The sequence below is a fragment of the uncultured Bacillus sp. genome (assembly GCF_958411575.1).
Taxonomy (GTDB): domain Bacteria; phylum Bacillota; class Bacilli; order Bacillales; family Bacillaceae; genus Bacillus; species Bacillus spizizenii.
Genome location: NZ_CATYRA010000004.1, coordinates 153,408 through 169,806, shown reverse-complemented (window position 1 = coordinate 169,806; position 16,399 = coordinate 153,408). Strand labels below are relative to the sequence as shown.

The 16,399-nt window shown below is 44.5% G+C and carries 16 protein-coding genes; 3 read left to right on the top strand and 13 right to left on the bottom strand.

Annotation, left to right across the window (positions count from 1 at the left end):
• Positions 1 to 5: 5 nt before the first annotated feature.
• The 4 genes from lrgB to lytS form a co-directional block, all read right to left on the bottom strand.
• Complete coding sequence (gene lrgB / locus Q5C82_RS08610) at positions 6 to 701, bottom strand: antiholin-like protein LrgB (protein WP_003222407.1); 696 nt, start codon at positions 699 to 701, stop codon at positions 6 to 8.
• Between the two features lie 20 nt (positions 702 to 721).
• Positions 722 to 1,162, bottom strand: coding sequence for an antiholin-like murein hydrolase modulator LrgA (gene lrgA / locus Q5C82_RS08605; RefSeq protein WP_003222405.1), 441 nt, complete (start codon positions 1,160 to 1,162; stop codon positions 722 to 724).
• 133 nt (positions 1,163 to 1,295) lie between these two features.
• Positions 1,296 to 2,021, bottom strand: a complete 726-nt coding sequence (gene lytT / locus Q5C82_RS08600; RefSeq protein WP_003222403.1) for a two-component system response regulator LytT — start codon at positions 2,019 to 2,021, stop codon at positions 1,296 to 1,298.
• Positions 1,999 to 3,780: a two-component system sensor histidine kinase LytS gene (gene lytS, locus Q5C82_RS08595; protein ID WP_003222402.1), complete on the bottom strand. Its 1,782-nt coding sequence runs from the start codon at positions 3,778 to 3,780 to the stop codon at positions 1,999 to 2,001. The genes lytT and lytS overlap by 23 nt, the downstream gene beginning before the upstream one ends.
• A 166-nt stretch (positions 3,781 to 3,946) precedes the next feature.
• On the opposite strand from lytS, the gene Q5C82_RS08590 reads away from it, so the two are divergent.
• Positions 3,947 to 4,729 carry an HAD family hydrolase gene (locus Q5C82_RS08590; protein ID WP_013308029.1) on the top strand — a complete coding sequence of 261 codons (783 nt, stop codon included), beginning with the start codon at positions 3,947 to 3,949 and terminating at the stop codon, positions 4,727 to 4,729.
• Between the two features lie 40 nt (positions 4,730 to 4,769).
• Here the strand turns inward: Q5C82_RS08590 and thrS are convergent, their stop codons facing one another.
• The 9 genes from thrS to Q5C82_RS08545 form a co-directional block, all read right to left on the bottom strand.
• Positions 4,770 to 6,701, bottom strand: a complete 1,932-nt coding sequence (gene thrS, locus Q5C82_RS08585; RefSeq protein WP_003223596.1) for a threonine--tRNA ligase — start codon at positions 6,699 to 6,701, stop codon at positions 4,770 to 4,772.
• A gap of 399 nt (positions 6,702 to 7,100) precedes the next feature.
• Positions 7,101 to 7,946, bottom strand: coding sequence for a putative sporulation protein YtxC (ytxC, locus tag Q5C82_RS08580; protein WP_003223594.1), 846 nt, complete (start codon positions 7,944 to 7,946; stop codon positions 7,101 to 7,103).
• A 78-nt stretch (positions 7,947 to 8,024) separates the two neighbouring features.
• Positions 8,025 to 8,666, bottom strand: coding sequence for a TVP38/TMEM64 family protein (locus Q5C82_RS08575; RefSeq protein ID WP_003223592.1), 642 nt, complete (start codon positions 8,664 to 8,666; stop codon positions 8,025 to 8,027).
• 33 nt (positions 8,667 to 8,699) lie between these two features.
• On the bottom strand, positions 8,700 to 9,635 hold the full coding sequence (dnaI, locus tag Q5C82_RS08570; protein WP_003223590.1) for a primosomal protein DnaI: 936 nt from the start codon (positions 9,633 to 9,635) through the stop codon (positions 8,700 to 8,702).
• A gap of 27 nt (positions 9,636 to 9,662) precedes the next feature.
• Positions 9,663 to 11,084 carry a replication initiation membrane attachment protein DnaB gene (dnaB, locus tag Q5C82_RS08565; protein ID WP_003223588.1) on the bottom strand — a complete coding sequence of 474 codons (1,422 nt, stop codon included), beginning with the start codon at positions 11,082 to 11,084 and terminating at the stop codon, positions 9,663 to 9,665.
• Between the two features lie 114 nt (positions 11,085 to 11,198).
• Positions 11,199 to 11,657 (bottom strand): transcriptional regulator NrdR, encoded by a 459-nt coding sequence (gene nrdR / locus Q5C82_RS08560; RefSeq protein ID WP_003223586.1) that lies wholly within the window; start codon positions 11,655 to 11,657, stop codon positions 11,199 to 11,201.
• A 273-nt stretch (positions 11,658 to 11,930) separates the two neighbouring features.
• Entirely contained in the window at positions 11,931 to 12,311 is a 381-nt protein-coding gene (gene speD, locus Q5C82_RS08555) for an adenosylmethionine decarboxylase (protein ID WP_003223584.1), read from the bottom strand.
• A gap of 238 nt (positions 12,312 to 12,549) precedes the next feature.
• On the bottom strand, positions 12,550 to 13,572 hold the full coding sequence (locus Q5C82_RS08550) for a glyceraldehyde-3-phosphate dehydrogenase (protein WP_003223582.1): 1,023 nt from the start codon (positions 13,570 to 13,572) through the stop codon (positions 12,550 to 12,552).
• Between the two features lie 204 nt (positions 13,573 to 13,776).
• A complete protein-coding gene (locus Q5C82_RS08545) occupies positions 13,777 to 14,157 on the bottom strand; it encodes a winged helix-turn-helix transcriptional regulator (protein ID WP_003223580.1) in 381 nt (126 codons plus the stop codon).
• A gap of 183 nt (positions 14,158 to 14,340) precedes the next feature.
• On the opposite strand from Q5C82_RS08545, the gene Q5C82_RS08540 reads away from it, so the two are divergent.
• Both Q5C82_RS08540 and ytbE read left to right on the top strand, forming a co-directional pair.
• Complete coding sequence (locus tag Q5C82_RS08540) at positions 14,341 to 15,531, top strand: MFS transporter (protein ID WP_003223577.1); 1,191 nt, start codon at positions 14,341 to 14,343, stop codon at positions 15,529 to 15,531.
• Between the two features lie 23 nt (positions 15,532 to 15,554).
• On the top strand, positions 15,555 to 16,397 hold the full coding sequence (gene ytbE, locus Q5C82_RS08535; protein ID WP_003223574.1) for an aldo/keto reductase YtbE: 843 nt from the start codon (positions 15,555 to 15,557) through the stop codon (positions 16,395 to 16,397).
• Positions 16,398 to 16,399 lie beyond the last annotated feature (2 nt).

Here is a 16,399-nt window from a genome sequence, read left to right as displayed (position 1 = left end):
TTGGCTTATCCTCCGATCAGCTGCACGAACACAGGGATGACCAGAACCGTTACCACTCCTACTACGACAACCGCAATACTTGCCATCGCAGCTTCGACTTCTCCCATCTCGATCCCGACGGCTACACCGAGTGCATGTCCGGACGTTCCAAGAGCCAATCCTTTAGAAATAGGATTCTTTACTTTAAACACCTTCAAGAACAATGCTCCGAGCGCGTAAACAATAACAGCGTTAAAGATGACCGCAAAGGCAGTGATGTCGCTGATGCCTCCAATATCTTTTGATAGAGGAAGCGCAATTGCCGTTGTAGCCGCCTGCGGAAGCATGCTTTTCATCACTGCCGCATCGAGGTGAATGCCTTTTGCGAGCAAATAAACAATCGTGACAGAGCAGATAGAGCCGACAATAATGGAGGACATGATTTGCCACCAGTATTTTTTCAGCTTATCTCTTTGTTTGTACAGAGGAATTGCAAAAGCGATCGTCGCCGGTTCAAGGAAAAACTTAATGATTTCTCCCCCGTTATTATAGTCCGCATAGGAAAAACCGCCGATTTTTAGAAATGCGATCCCTAGCACCATGGCAACAAACAAAGGAGTGAAAAGGAAGAAGCCTTTCGTTTTCTTAAATAAAAAGGTGCCGATGCCGAATGCAGCAAGTGATACGACAATTCCGAAATAAGGACTCATTGTGCTTTCCATCTGATGAACCTCCTGTTTCCTTAATGGTGGACGAGTTCTTTATTGTTCTGCGGGCTTTGCACTGTTTTTGTTTTCATGTCAGCTGTAGATTTGCGTTTTCCGCTCAGCGAAAGAATCAGCTGAGAAAACAATCCTGTAGCCCCTAGCAAAATGATTGTTGCAAGCAGAATGACAAGAACAATTTGCAGACCGTATTGCTGCATCACACCTAGCGAATTCATAACAGATATACCTGACGGGACAAATAAAAACCCGATCAGAGAGGTTAAAGACGTTCCGAGCGTTTCTACTTGTTCCAATTTAATGACTTTCAAACATAATAGAAGAAATAATAAGACCAACCCTACAACCGATGCCGGGATAGGTATTGGGACAATAGCTGCAATCATATTCGAAACCAGCATAATGACGGCAAAAATAAATGCTTGTGTTAAAAACCCGTACACTTTTTTAGCACTCATTTTCTTCACCTCTTTCTCTTTGATACCCTCATTATAAATAAGAATCCCCTATTATGAAGCGCTTACAAGATAACATGCCGAATAGCGGGACTGAGTTGCAGAATCAAATGGCTGAAATGCAAAAAGCCGCCCATCAAATATGAAGCAGCTTTTTCAATTCCTTCGCATATGTCCGGCTGACCGGTATTTTTGATCCGTCTTTCATGATCAGATTGTACGTTGAATTAAACCACGGCTGAATCTCTTTAATATATTCGGTATTGACGACAAAGCTTCGGTGGACGCGGATAAAGTCAGCATCAGGCAGCTTTTTCTCAATCACAACGAGCGTATCGCTGACCGAATAAGATGTATCGAAGGTTTTTACATTGACATGACCATCTTCCGTTCCGGCATAGATAATGTCATTCGTATCTACGATTACAATTGATTCTCCGACAGATAGCGCGAGTTTATGCTGGCTGGCATGGCTGTTCTGTTCTATTTCAACGATATCCCGATTTACTTTTTTATATTTTTTCAGCGTTTGCTGAATTCTTTCCTCATCGAAAGGCTTAGTTAAATAATCAAGAGCGTCCACCTCAAACGCTTTGAGCGCATATTGGTCATACGCTGTCGCAAATACAACAGCAGGAGGATGCTTCATTTTCTTCAATCGCTTTGCGATATCAAAACCGTTTTCTCCGGATAAATCAACGTCTAAAAACAGCAAATCAGGTTTTTGATCCATCATTTGGTCAAAAGCAGATTCGATATTTTCCGCTTCATTGATTTCTATTTCCTCATTGGTCCGCTTGAGCAAGTAAGCCAGTTCATCCCTTGCCAGTATCTCATCATCAACTATTAACACCCTTAGCATGTTCTTCTCCCTCTTTCATCTGTTGCATTGGCATTTGAAAGGAAACCTCTGTCCCTTTCTGAACCTCACTCCTGATATTCAGTGCGGCCTGCTGTCCGAATAAACCGACCAGCCGCTGATTCAGGTTATGAAGCGCTGTACCGGTTCCCTCCTTAGAAGGAAACGGTTTCTTTCCCAGCTCCGGCAGGATGTCCGGCGGAATTCCTCGTCCGTTATCCGTCACCTTCATATAGACGAATGTATCATCAGATAAGACACAGACCGTAACTTTGCATATGTCTTGTTTGTTCGGAAACGCATGCCGAAGCGCGTTTTCCACAAGCACCTGTAAAACAAATGGAGGGATTTCAATCTGCTCCAGCCTGCTGTCGATATTCAGCTCAATCTTATATTTCCCGGGAAAACGCGCCTGTTCTAATGACAAATAGGCGTGAAGGTGATTCAGCTCCTTTGAGAGCGGAATCAGCAGCTGTCTCGCTCCTTGAAGGTTTGAACGAAAATAAACACTGAGCTGCAATAAGAGTCTACGGGTTTTTTCAACATCCGTGCGGCATAACGCAGAAATCGTATTGATCGCATTAAATAAAAAATGCGGATTCACCTGTGCTTGAAGCGCTTTGATTTCAGCATCCTTGAGAAGCTTGCTTTGCAGCTCTGCTTCCCCAAGCTCAAGCTGTGTCGAAAACAGCATGGCCAGCCCCTCAGCAAGCTCCTCCTCTACCTGGCTCAGGCCTGCCGGGTTTTTAAAATACATTTTTAAGGTGCCGATTGTATTGCCGTTTGATGTCAGCGGCAGGACAATCGCCGCGTGCAAAGGACATTCAGAATGCGTGCATTCAATCTCTTCCTGGGAAATCGCCTTCATGATTTGCCCTGTTTTAATCACCTTTTTGGACAAGCCGGTGATCAAGCTTTTTGATGGGATGTGATGATCCATTCCCGCGCCGACATGCGCAAGGATCTTCTCATTGTCAGTGAGGGACACCGCATCTGTTCCGGTCAGCTTATGAATAATAGCCGCCACACTTTTACAGGAGTTTTCATTTAGACCTTGGCGAAAAAATGGAAGCGTCTGGTCAGCAATTGTCAGCACTCTGTGCGTTTCAAGCGCCCTTGCCTGCTCTTCTTTGCGAATGATCGCTTGAATAATCGACAGGAAAATAAAGCTGCCTGTTCCGTTGATGAGTATCATCGGAATCCCGATCATGCTGACAAGCGCCCAAGCGTCACTGAATGGCTTCGCCATCAGCAAAATAATCACCATCTGCAGTGACTCCATGCTGATTCCCACAAGAGCGGCGATACGCGGTGTCGGCATTCGGTACCGCTTCATAAAATACCTGCCGATCAAGCCTGCAAGAACACCTGCTAAAACGGATGATACCGCACAGCTTAAGGCTGTACTGCCGCCGAGCGAAAAACGGTGCAGGCCTGCCAGTATACCGATCCCCGCCCCTACAAACGGACCTCCAAGAAGGCCTCCGATTTCCACGCCCAAAATACGGGTATTCGCGATAGAGCCCGACGGATCTATCGCAAACACCCAGTCATTGTTTACAATCATATTTTTTTGAATTTCGATGCCTGTATAATTGCTGATGATGCTGAAGAGAGAAAAAATAGAGATTAAAACCGCTTTTCCTTTATAGCCGTCCTGATTTTGAAGAGCTTGTCTAAAAAGCTTCGTATGGGCGAGAATGAAACCCAATATAACGATAATCCCTACCCTCTCAAGCATCATAATCATTAAATGAATCATGCATGTCACCTGTTCTTTCCGTTTTCATTCTAGCATGTTTTCGTTTCGCGGCTGACTGTTTTTTTAAAATCGTCTGAAAACATATTTCACAAGGCTTTTATCTATTGTAAAATAAAACATGAGCCTTTTGGCAGAAAGATTTGAATCTGAAGCAGAGGAGAAGATCATGAAAGCCGTATTTTTTGATTTAGACGATACACTACTTTGGGACGAAAAAAGCGTCAGAACAACATTTGCAGAAACTTGTTTACAGGCAGAGAAAAAGTATGGCCTTAACCCGCAAGCATTCGAAGCAGCTGTTCGCGAAGCGGCGAGAGAATTGTACATGTCTTATGAGACGTATCCATATACAGTGATGATCGGCATTAACCCGTTTGAAGGACTGTGGTCCAATTTCTCAGAGCCGATCAGTGAAGGCTTTCAGAAGCTGAACAAGATTGTGCCGGAGTACAGAAGAAACGCATGGACAAACGGACTGAAAGCGCTTGGCATCGATGATCCGGCATACGGCGAATATTTAGGAGAGTTTTTTGCGGCAGAGCGCAGAAAACGCCCGTTTGTATATGATGAAACATTTGCTGTACTCGAGCAATTAAAAGGCAAATATGAATTGCTGCTTTTGACAAACGGCGATCCGAGTCTGCAAAAGGAGAAGCTCGCCGGCGTGCCTGAACTCGCCCCTTATTTCAATGAAATCGTCATCTCGGGCGCTTTCGGAAAAGGGAAACCGGATGTTTCTATTTTTGAACACTGCCTTAAGCTGATGAATATTGAAAAAGACGATGCGATCATGGTCGGCGATAATTTGAATACTGATATTTTAGGCGCTTCAAGAGCTGGAATCAAAACCGTTTGGATTAATCGGACAGATAAGAAAAACGAAACCGATGTGACGCCTGATTACATCATCAGCAGCCTTCATGATTTGTTTCCTATATTAGAGAAATAAAAAAAGCATGATCTCTTCAATGAGATCATGCTTTTTTATGTTATTTTTTCGCTTCAGCTACTGCCTTTTTCACAAAATCATCAAGCGAAATGGTTTCAGAGTTCTGCTCTCCGTACTTACGGACGTTTACCGCTCCGTTTTCTGCTTCTTGGTCACCGACCACAAGCATGTACGGAATTTTTTGCATTTGCGCTTCACGAATTTTGTAGCCGATTTTTTCATCACGGCTGTCGACTTCTACACGCAGGCCTTCACGCTGCAGGCGTTCCTGCACTTTTTTCGCGTAGTCTAAATGCACAGACGGAGACACTGGGATGACTTGGAACTGAACCGGTGCAAGCCATGTTGGCAGTGCGCCTTTGTGTTCTTCGATTAAGAAGGCAACAAAGCGTTCCATTGTTGATACGACACCTCTGTGAATAACAACCGGACGGTGCTGCTTGCCGTCTTCACCGATATAGGTCAGATCGAAACGTTCAGGCAATAAGAAGTCAAGCTGAACCGTAGACAATGTTTCTTCTTTGCCGATCGCTGTTTTCACCTGAACATCAAGTTTAGGGCCGTAGAATGCCGCTTCACCTTCTGCTTCGTAATAGTCATGGCCGATTTCGTCCATTGCCTCTTTCAGCATGGATTGCGCTTTGTTCCACATTTCATCGTCATCAAAATATTTCTCTGTGTCTTCCGGGTCACGGTAAGACAGACGGAATGTGTAATCACTTAAACCGAAATCTTCATATACATCCTGTATTAAACGGACTGTACGGATAAACTCATCCTTAATTTGATCCGGGCGCACAAAGATGTGTGCATCATTTAACGTCATGCCGCGTACGCGTTGAAGCCCTGACAGCGCACCTGACATTTCATAGCGGTGCATCGTTCCCAGCTCCGCAATACGGATTGGAAGCTCGCGGTAACTGTGAATGTCTTGTTTGTAAATCATCATATGGTGCGGGCAGTTCATCGGACGCAATACAAGTGTTTCATTGTCCATTTCCATCGGAGGGAACATGCCTTCTTGATAATGATCCCAGTGTCCTGATGTTTCATACAGCTCTTTGCTTCCAAGCACAGGTGTGTATACATGCTCATAACCGAGGCTGATTTCTTTATCGACAATGTAGCGCTCGATGACGCGGCGGATAGTCGCGCCTTTTGGCAGCCAAAGCGGCAGACCTTGTCCGACTTTTTGAGAATTCGCAAACAGCTTTAATTCTTTACCAAGCTTTCTGTGGTCACGCTCTTTCGCTTCTTCAAGCATGCGAAGATGCTCTTCAAGATCAGCTTTTTTGAAGAAAGCCGTGCCGTATACGCGCTGAAGCATTTGGTTATTGCTGTCACCGCGCCAATATGCGCCTGCAAGACTTAACAGCTTAAACTCTTTGATTTTCCCTGTTGAAGGAACGTGCACGCCGCGGCACAGGTCAAAGAATTCGCCTTGCTCGTAGATCGAAACGGTTTCTCCTTCAGGAATTGCATCCAATAGTTCAAGCTTCAGGTCGTCGCCGATTTCTGCAAAACGGGCTTTCGCTTCTTCACGGCTGACTTCTTTTCGAACGATCGGAAGGTTCGCATTGACGATTTTTTTCATTTCCTTCTCGATTTTCGGCAGATCCTCCGGTGTAATCGCTTCTTCCATTTCTACATCGTAGTAAAAACCGTTTTCGATGACTGGACCGACACCGAATTTGACATCTTTATAAATGCGTTTAATCGCTTGAGCCAGCAAGTGAGCCGTACTGTGTCGCATAATTTGAAGACCTTCTTCTGAGCCTTCTGTAATGATTTCCACTGTACCGTCCTCATTAATCGGTGTTCTCAAATCGATCTCTTTTCCGTTCAGTTTTCCGGCTAATGATTTTTTCTTTAATCCCGGACTGATGGATGCCGCGATATCTTCTGTTGTTGTTCCTTTCGCAAACTCCTTGACTGCTCCATCAGGAAATGTGATTTTTACCATATCTGACATCTATGTCACTCCTTTTTTTGCATATAAAAACCCCGCCCCCTATGAAAGGGACGAGGTTGAATAAACGGAATCGTGGTTCCACCCTTTTTTCCGCAAAAACCAATACTCCGGCATCTGCGGCTCTAAGCTCTGTAACGGGAGTTCCCGTCAGCCATTACTGCTCCTTATTAAAGGGGTTCACAGCTGAAGTTCAAAGGCGGTAAAGTGAATGGTCCTTAGCTGGGAAGCTTGCAGCCGGGGCTTCCCTCTCTTTGAGCCGGTATCATTCCTTCGTGTCCTTATCAATACGTGTGTCTTTCTTAATCTCCTATGTATTATAAATTGTTCAATCCAAAAAATCAACACGATCGTATTTCCTTTTTTCAAACCGACAGCCTTATATATACAGGCTGCCGGCCCTTATGCTTCCGAGTGCTTCACGGGTATTTCTGCGTCTGAAAAAGCGTGCAGCGGAAGCATTTCCATTCTCTCTTGAAATACGTTTTGAATGGTCCTTGCCATCATGTGCTCGGGCTGGTCGGTGTAAAGCACCACTTCATCAGGCGCAATGGAAATCAGCGGCGCGAGCAAATGAGAATCAATGTACATAGGATGATCGCGGACAAATCGCCTGTCTATGTATTTCATTTTTTCCCGTTCCGGCACATAGCGCAGTTCCCATAATGTAAATGAACCATCATGGACAATATGCACCTTTTTGATTCGCGGCTGTTTTGCTGTTACATAGTCTCTGAGTGTTTGAATAAAGTTTTGATATTCCTGTTCCATCTTATATTCGTCTATCGCCGCTTCCGTAATGTCTCTAAGCTGCTTGTAGTATTGTCCGAGTCGGAAGGTCTGAAAGGAACGAATGGAAAATAAGCCTTCCTCTAAACAAATCGTTTGGAGTTCATCCAAAATTGATTGTTTCCGCGAAAGCTTTAGCGGCTCAAACGGAAGATCGTCCGCTTCTCCTTCAATAATACTGTGTGCGAGCTGAAGGATTTGCTGCTGTTCATCTTGGTCCGCGAAGCAGTATGTTCCCTCAATCAATGACAGCATATGCTCGTCTTCTTTGCATTCTAAAAAAAACTTGACCAGAATCGGCTCCATAAAACGCTGAATAGAGAAAGCCGGCTGAGCTTTTTCAATCCCGATTTTCCGTATGCCTTCACGGACAATGATATTGTTCCGATCGTCCGAATGCTGAATGAGATGTAAAAAAGCAGCTACATCATGGTCATCTTCAAAGATTATTTCAAGCATGTTTGTCCCCCCTTACGGCATCTGTTACAAGTATATGGGGGATGTTTTTAAAATAGACGTAAAGGTCATTGGCAAATCTTAATTTGATTCTTGGAACAAGTTTTGCATTTTCTTTCTGAAGATGAACGGCAGCGAGATAAACACGATATACAAAGCGAGCACCATAAAGAAAGCGGGCAGATTGCCAGCCAAAAAGCTCGCACCCAGCACATTAAGCGCAATAGTCCCAGGGATGATTCCCGCAGCCGTCGCCGCAAAATACGTCAGCGCTTTGACATTGGAAAGACCTGCCGCATAACTGACAAAATCAAAATTGATCGGCAGGATTCTTAAAAGAAAGATATAAAAAAATCCGTTATCCTCCATCTGCTTCTGAATGGCTTCCAGCTTTTCGTAATGGCCGTTCTTTTTCGCAGCAAACAAACCAGCCGCAAAAAACGAAACAGCTGAGGCGCACATCGAACCGAATAACGTGTAAAGCGTGCCGAGAAGCGGGCCAAACGCAAGTCCACCCGCTATAGAAATAACAGACACCGGAAATAAAACAAGAGGTCTGACGATGGATATCCCGATAAATATCAGCGGTGCAAAGACCCCGAATGACAATACCCATACCCTGATCTCTTTCGGCGATACATTCAAATACCTTTTATTTCCCCAAAAGATTAAACCTGCAACGGCCAGCACTGCCAGCCATTTAAGAGCGGTTTTTCGTTTCATACCCTCAGTTCCTTCCCCTTTGAACCGCAGCGATTACGGATGGCGGCGGTTTTCTCCGTCAAGGCGGATCGGAGCAGCCAAATATAATATCCGCTCCATTAATCTCGCCGCTTTTACTTCTTCCTTTTCTCCCCTTTGCGAATACGTAAAATGATGCTTCAGTTCGTCAGGTGAGAAGTTAGAAGAAAAGAACGTCGGCAGCTGCTGGGACATTCTGTGCTGAAGCACCGTTCCGATGACTTCATCCCTTACCCAGCTCGTCATTGATTCCGCCCCGATGTCATCAAGCATCAATACAGGTGTTGTTTTGACCATATTGAGCTTCTCTTCCAATGAATGGTCTTGAAGCGAATTCTTGAGCTCCCTCACAAATTCGGGTACATATACGATCATGGAGGAATACTCTTTTTCCGCCAGTTCATTGGCAATCGCAGCGAGCATAAACGTTTTTCCTACCCCGAATTTCCCGTATAAATACAGTCCTTTCCCTTTTCCCGTCTCATTATAGCTTTTCAGAAAATCCGTAACATGCTGGAACATCGCGAGCCTGCTCGGATCACTGATATCAACCTGCTGGAATGTCGCTCCGAGAAGGTCCTGCTGGATATACATGCTTTTCATAAGAGACTTTTGTTTTTTCTGCTGGTCGAGCTTCCGTTTGACCGGACATTCATAATACTCGATATCAATAGAACGGCCATTGACAACAAGCTTCGGATGGTAGCCCTCCAACAGATTGTTGCAATCTTCATCTTCTGAACAATAGGAGCAATTCTTGCTTTGTCCGATATATTCATAAAGCTTATTTAAGCTCTTTTCGATCATATTTTGATCAACCACTTCTTCGTTTTCCTTCAAAAATGCCTGAACATCTTGATCCTTCATGACTTTTTCCTTCATTTGTTCAAGACGTTTTTGGAAATCCGGCCTGCCGGTTACGCCCTGCAGGGAACGGCCGATTGGTTCCATCTATTACTTCACCCCGCGTCTCTGTCTTTAATAGGCAGAGTATTTTTTCAGTTTTTGCATCTCTTCCATCATCTTTTTCTTCTGTTCTTCCAAATCCTGCGGTTGCAGCTTCTGCTGTCCGGATTCTGAATCGGACGCTGTCTCCTTCTCTTTCATCCAGTCAGGGAGTTTCTCTTCACGAATCACTTTTGAGTTGCGTTTCGAAGGCTGATTTGCTTTCCCTTCAGCCCATTCCAGGTATTGGCGGTTTTCTTCTATCGCGAGCTTCATCGCTTCTCTGACCGTTTTTACCTTTTTGCGTGCCCAATGCGACGCGATTTTTTGGATATAGTTTTTCGACAGCTTCATGTCGGTTTTCAGCATGACGTAATAAATTAACACATTTGTAACACCTGGCTCGAGCTTCTGTTCAAACATAATTTCTTCTATGATTTTCAGATCAGCTTTGGACGGCTCTGTTCCGTCGGCAATGTCTTGCAGAAGCTTCTTAGGAGAAATCGCCTCAAGCAATGCGATCAGCTTCCCGTCCAGCGAATCCCCTTCCGCCGGTTTTTCGCCTTCACGCAGATGCACCGGCTGTGTTTTTTCTACTAAGTCAGGCAGCTGTCCGTTTCTTTCGATTTGATACCAGTCACTTGCCGCTTTTCTTAAAGCCTCCGTCGTAATGACGTCACGCTCATCAATCGCGCTCATCACGACATTTTGCATCTGCAAAGGATCTATGCCGTACAGATAAGAAAGCTTTTTGATTGTGTCCCGCACCTGCTGAGTCATCGCTTTTCTCGGAATCATCGTCTCAGAAAGTCCCGCTAAAAACAAATCAAAATCAAACACATCCTCCGTTATGGTGTAGGACGGTGCCTGTCCGACAGAAGTATACTCTGTGCCCTGCGCAAGTCTCACCGTTTCCTCCATATCAGATGTGAGCTTCCATTCACTCGGCTGCAGCGATTCAAACGCATGATTAAACGGCCGCGTAATATCCTTCGCATCTTCTGAAATGGCCGGGTGCGTAAAAAATTGTTTTAATTGCTGATACTTTGTTTTTCCGACTCTATTGTACAGAAAAACATTCAGCATTCCGTCTTCAAAAAAATCATTTGGCCTGAGCGGCGGAAGGAGTTCATATATAAAGAGGCGCTCCTGCCGCTCGGATTCCTTCATATATACTTTTAGCAATCCGATGCCTTCGAGCTTCCCCTGTTCCTGATGGATCGTTTTTAAATTAGACTGTGTCATCCCCATCAGCTGTCTATGTGTGGACTCTCCGCCCCACAGACGGTTTTGTTCAAGCTCTCCCCACAATGTCATATAAAGAGAGAATGCAACAGGGCCGATTAAGGGCTGATACAGTTGTGTGATAATTTGTCTGTCTATATCCTGCAGCATCGATCTGCTTTTGACCACATACGGATCTACAGGCAGTACATCTTTCCAATAGTCAGCCATACATTCTCAAACCTTCCGAATTTGTTTCTACCTTTCATTTTACACCGTTTCTCATATCTATCAAATGCCAATTTTGCACATGAGAAAAGAGCTAGAAGAATCCTCTTAGCTCTTTTAACGCTCTTTCTTTATTAAGTCTTTTAATTCGTCGATAAAGACATTTATATCTTTAAACTGCCGATAAACGGACGCGAACCGTACATACGCGACTTCATCAATCTTAGCCAGCCGGTCCATCACCATTTCTCCGACGAGCTCGCTTTTCACCTCAGAGCAGCCTTGATTGCGAAGTTCTTTTTCAATATCAAAGCACATGTCTTCAAGCGTTTTGAGTGAAACAGGTCTTTTTTCGCATGCTTTTATGAGGCCGCGCAGCATTTTTTCTCTGCTGAATTCCTCACGCACACCTTCTTTTTTCACGACAATGAGCGGGGTTTCCTCCACTTTCTCAAAGGTCGTAAACCGGTAATGGCAGGATTCACACTCGCGTCTTCGGCGAATCGATTTTCCGTCATCCACAGGCCGTGAATCGAGGACTCTCGTTCCGTTATGCTGGCATGAAGGACATTTCAATAAAATCAGCTCCCAACTATTTCGTTCCCTGCAATGTATTTTCGGCAGCCTCCGCCTTTTAAAAATAGATGTGAAAGCATCTGTCGGGAGAGCCGTTGTGTAAAGCTGTGTCTACAGCATCTGGTGGTTTGTGAAAATCTCTTTCTTATTTTACAAAAAAAACGAAAAAAGAAAAAGCTGGACCACCCTTGTTTCTTTATAAAAATAAAAGGAGCATAAGCTAAAAAGCGCATAATGGCTTTCTAGCTTCAGCTCCCTTTGTGTTCGTGTTTACTATAGTACTTTCGCTTGCGCCTGTTTAATTTGCACAGGCCCCATTCCTCTTGGTATTTCAATGTTTTCTCTTGTATCAGCATGTAATGCCTCTGCGATGTAGTCAGCAGCGACATTAGGATCTAAGTCTCCACAAGTATAAACATCAATGCTCGCATATCCGTGCTCAGGAAAACTGTGAATTGTTAAGTGTGATTCAGAAATAATCACAACTCCGCTTACGCCTTGCGGTGCAAATTTGTGAAATGCAACCTCGCGCACCTCAGCACCTGATTTTAGAGCAGCATTTACAAACGTTTTTTCAATAAAATCCATGTCATTCAGCTTATCAAAATCGCATCCCCATAGCTCGGAGATAACGTGACGCCCCATTGTTTCCATAGTCATGGACCCCCCTTAACAAGAATTAAAAAGTGAAATTCCAACAACTGGGTCGGCCATTTACCACGGGGGAAAGTTAGTCCGGAGAGGTCCTAACCCTTTAAGTAATTCCGAAACAGTCTCAAGCAAGAAGTTCACGAAAAATAGTATACTGTGTTTAAGTCTAATTTGCAAGGTGCGTTTTTTCAGAAATATGCTGTTAAGGGTTTTTTCTTCAAAATGCGTCCATGACCTTATTTTATACAGCAGACGGATGTTTCATTCGTGCCGCTACATGGCGGATCAGATCAACAACTCTGCATGAGTAGCCCCATTCGTTGTCATACCATGCGAGCACCTTTACTTTTCTGTCTTCCATTACCATTGTCGTAAGCCCGTCAATGACCGCTGAATGCGGATTTGTATTATAGTCAGTTGAAACGAGCGGTTCATCTGAATAATCAAGAACGCCGTACATCGAAGTTTTGGCAGCCCGTTTAAATGCCTCGTTTACCTCTTCTGCCGTTACATCAGTTTTCAGATCGACAACGAGATCAACCAGTGAGACGTTCGGAACGGGGACGCGCAAGGCAAGGCCGTGAAGCTTTCCTTTCAGATGCGGCAGCACGAGCGAAAGCGCCTTTGCCGCTCCTGTTGTCGTCGGAATGATCGATTCACCGCATGCCCGCGCCCGGCGCAAATCTTTATGCGGATTATCAATATTTTTCTGGTCATTCGTATATGCGTGAACTGTGGTCATCAGCCCGCTCTCAATGCCAAATTCTTCATCCAGCACTTTTACAACAGGCGCAAGGCAGTTTGTCGTGCATGACGCATTTGAAATAATGACATGGCGGTCGGCGTCGAATTGGTCCTCATTTACTCCCATCACAATGGTAACGTCTTCATTTTTTCCCGGAGCAGTCAGAATGACTTTTTTCGCGCCCGCTTCTATATGACCCATCGCTTTATCTTTTGAATTAAACTTCCCTGTCGCTTCGACGACAATGTCAATATCATATTCCCGCCAAGGCAGCTGTTTTGGATCACGGCTGTTTAATAAAAGCACTTTCTTTCCATTCACGATTAGGCAGTCTTCACCAGCCACAACCTCTTTGTCGTACCTGCCGTGATTTGTGTCATACTTTATTAAATGAGCCAGCGTTTCTGCGGAATAGCTGGCGTTAATGGCCACTACTTGAATTTGATCATCTAACATTGCTTTTCTAAAAACCATTCTCCCGATTCTTCCAAAGCCGTTGATCGCTACTTTTACCTTCATGTTGGACACCCCTTATCGATTATGTCATTCTAATTTGTTGTCATCTGTAATTAGTATAACACATTGAAATGGATTCGCCAGTACATATTGTTAAAAATCAACGATTACAACGCTAATTTATGATACATTATATGTTTTCTTGCACACAAATTAGGCGTAAGAACCAAAAAGCAGCCAGCGTTCCGCACTGACTGCTCTCATTTTTTATGACTCCTGTTTTAACTTATCATTGAGCACACTTTCTTCTAACACAGAAAATGTATCCCCGTACACTCTGTTAATATGACTCGCTCCCCAAGCACACAGCATGTCTAAAATCCCTTCTAAGCTGCGGCCGTATTCGCTGAGCTCGTATTCCACTTTGGGAGGAACCTGATTGTACACGATCCGGTTAATGACACCGTCCGCTTCCAGCTCACGCAGCTGCTGGGTCAGCATTTTTTGCGTGATGTTAGGCATAAGGCGCTTTAATTCACTCGTGCGTTTTTTTCCGTGCGTCAGGTGGCATAAGATAACGCATTTCCATTTCCCGCCGATTACTTCAAGAGTCGCTTCCACAGAAATATTATATTTTTTCTTCTCCATACAGTTCATTCTCCTTACAGGCACCAGAAAGTGACTATAGCACTTAAAAGTACGTACTTTTCTTTTTTGACGATATCTTTCATAATCACATTTGCCGGCTGATTTGAATCTGCTCTTTTTTATTTATATAGCTTACTCGGCAGAATTTCAATCATACAGCACATCACACAAAGGAGGAACATAATGACTTCAGCCAATAAAAGCAGCATACCTGCACTCCTGGCTTTAGCCGTTAGTGCATTCGCCATAGGAACAACCGAATTTATCAGCGTCGGCCTTTTGCCGCTCATTTCTGATGACCTGCACATTCCTGTCACAACAGCGGGATTGACCGTTTCCCTTTATGCGCTTGGCGTTACATTCGGTGCACCTATATTAACTTCATTGACCTCAAGCATGTCACGTAAGACGCTATTGCTTTGGATCATGTTGATTTTTATTGCCGGGAATACGATGGCCGCTACCGCTTCAAGCATCGGGATTTTATTAGCAGCACGTGTGATATCAGCTTTTTCGCACGGTGTGTTTATGTCGATCGGTTCGACGATCGCAGCGGATATCGTCCCTGAGGATAAAAGGGCTAGCGCGATTTCGATTATGTTTACAGGTCTCACTGTGGCAACTGTAACCGGAGTTCCTTTCGGTACGTTTATCGGCCAGCAGCTCGGCTGGCGTTTTGCCTTTATGGTCATTATCGCAGTCGGAATCATTGCTTTCATTACAAATGGCATTCTTGTCCCGTCCAAATTGCGAAAAGGGACGAAAACAACGATGCGGGATCAATTGAAGCTTGTGACAAACGGCCGGTTATTGCTGTTATTTGTCATTACAGCACTTGGATACGGAGGAACATTTGTTGTATTCACGTACCTGTCTCCCCTGCTTCAGGAAGTAACAGGCTTCAAGGCCGGAACTGTAGCAGTGATCCTGCTCGGATACGGAATTGCCATTGCAATCGGCAATATGATTGGCGGAAAGCTGTCAAACCGAAATCCGATTGCCGCTTTATTCTATATGTTTATCGTACAGGCAATCGTTCTATTCACGCTGACAATTACAGCTCCATATCAAACAGCAGGCCTTATCACCATTCTCTGTATGGGATTGCTGGCCTTTATGAATGTGCCCGGCCTTCAGGTGTATGTCGTCATGCTGGCTGAGCGTTTTGTCCCGAGTGCAGTTGATGTCGCATCCGCGATGAATATCGCTGCCTTTAATGCAGGGATTGCGCTTGGATCATATCTTGGAGGTGTGATCACCGATTCAATCGGACTGATTCATACCGCTTGGATAGGCGGATTAATGGTAGTCGGTGCAGTTATCTTAACAGGCTGGAGCCGCTTGATGGAAAAACGGGATCAACAGGAAGCCTGACCATTTTAAAGGAGGAAATCAATATGACAACACATTTACAAGCAGCAGCAACACTTCATAACGGGGTAAAAATGCCATGGTTCGGTCTCGGCGTATTCCAAGTGGAAGAAGGATCTGAACTGGTAAACGCAGTTAGAACCGCGATTGTTCACGGATACCGCAGTATTGATACTGCCGCTATCTACGGAAATGAAGCTGGAGTCGGAGAAGGGCTTCGGCAAGGCATTGAAGAAGCAGGCATCTCAAGAGAGGATCTATTTATTACATCGAAAGTGTGGAATGCAGATTTAGGCTACGAGGAAACACTTGCCGCATTTGAAACAAGCGTGTCAAAACTCGGTTTGGATTATTTAGATCTATATCTTATCCACTGGCCTGTAGAAGGAAAATATAAAGAAGCCTGGAGAGCGCTTGAAACGCTGTATAAAGAAGGCCGTGTCAAAGCGATCGGCGTGAGCAACTTCCAAACCCATCATCTTGAAGACCTGATGACGGCTGCTGAATTGAAGCCTATGATCAACCAAGTGGAATTACACCCGCGCCTTACACAAAAAGAGTTGATGGCATACTGCCAAAAACAAGGCATCCAGATGGAAGCTTGGTCACCTTTAATGCAGGGACAGCTGTTGGATCACCCTGTACTGGCAGACATCGCTCAAACATATAACAAATCTGTCGCCCAAATCATTTTGCGCTGGGATCTGCAGCATGGCATCATTACGATTCCTAAATCAACGAAGGAACACCGCATTAAAGAAAATGCCAGTGTGTTTGACTTTGAATTAACACAGGATGACATGAACCGAATCGATGCGCTGAATGAAAACCTGCGCGTCGGTCCTGATCCGGACAACTTTGATTTTTAATG

Coding starts and splice junctions, on each gene's coding strand:
- Q5C82_RS08575 (WP_003223592.1), bottom strand. CDS start 8,666: ATGAAACGAAAAACCGCTCTTAAATGGCTGGCAGTGCTGGCCGTTGCA.
- Q5C82_RS08590 (WP_013308029.1), top strand. CDS start 3,947: ATGAAAGCCGTATTTTTTGATTTAGACGATACACTACTTTGGGACGAA.
- dnaB (WP_003223588.1), bottom strand. CDS start 11,084: ATGGCTGACTATTGGAAAGATGTACTGCCTGTAGATCCGTATGTGGTC.
- speD (WP_003223584.1), bottom strand. CDS start 12,311: ATGGAAACAATGGGGCGTCACGTTATCTCCGAGCTATGGGGATGCGAT.
- lrgA (WP_003222405.1), bottom strand. CDS start 1,162: ATGAGTGCTAAAAAAGTGTACGGGTTTTTAACACAAGCATTTATTTTT.
- lytS (WP_003222402.1), bottom strand. CDS start 3,780: ATGATTCATTTAATGATTATGATGCTTGAGAGGGTAGGGATTATCGTT.
- dnaI (WP_003223590.1), bottom strand. CDS start 9,635: ATGGAACCAATCGGCCGTTCCCTGCAGGGCGTAACCGGCAGGCCGGAT.
- thrS (WP_003223596.1), bottom strand. CDS start 6,701: ATGTCAGATATGGTAAAAATCACATTTCCTGATGGAGCAGTCAAGGAG.
- Q5C82_RS08540 (WP_003223577.1), top strand. CDS start 14,341: ATGACTTCAGCCAATAAAAGCAGCATACCTGCACTCCTGGCTTTAGCC.
- ytbE (WP_003223574.1), top strand. CDS start 15,555: ATGACAACACATTTACAAGCAGCAGCAACACTTCATAACGGGGTAAAA.
- Q5C82_RS08550 (WP_003223582.1), bottom strand. CDS start 13,572: ATGAAGGTAAAAGTAGCGATCAACGGCTTTGGAAGAATCGGGAGAATG.
- lrgB (WP_003222407.1), bottom strand. CDS start 701: ATGGAAAGCACAATGAGTCCTTATTTCGGAATTGTCGTATCACTTGCT.
- lytT (WP_003222403.1), bottom strand. CDS start 2,021: ATGCTAAGGGTGTTAATAGTTGATGATGAGATACTGGCAAGGGATGAA.
- ytxC (WP_003223594.1), bottom strand. CDS start 7,946: ATGCTTGAAATAATCTTTGAAGATGACCATGATGTAGCTGCTTTTTTA.
- Q5C82_RS08545 (WP_003223580.1), bottom strand. CDS start 14,157: ATGGAGAAGAAAAAATATAATATTTCTGTGGAAGCGACTCTTGAAGTA.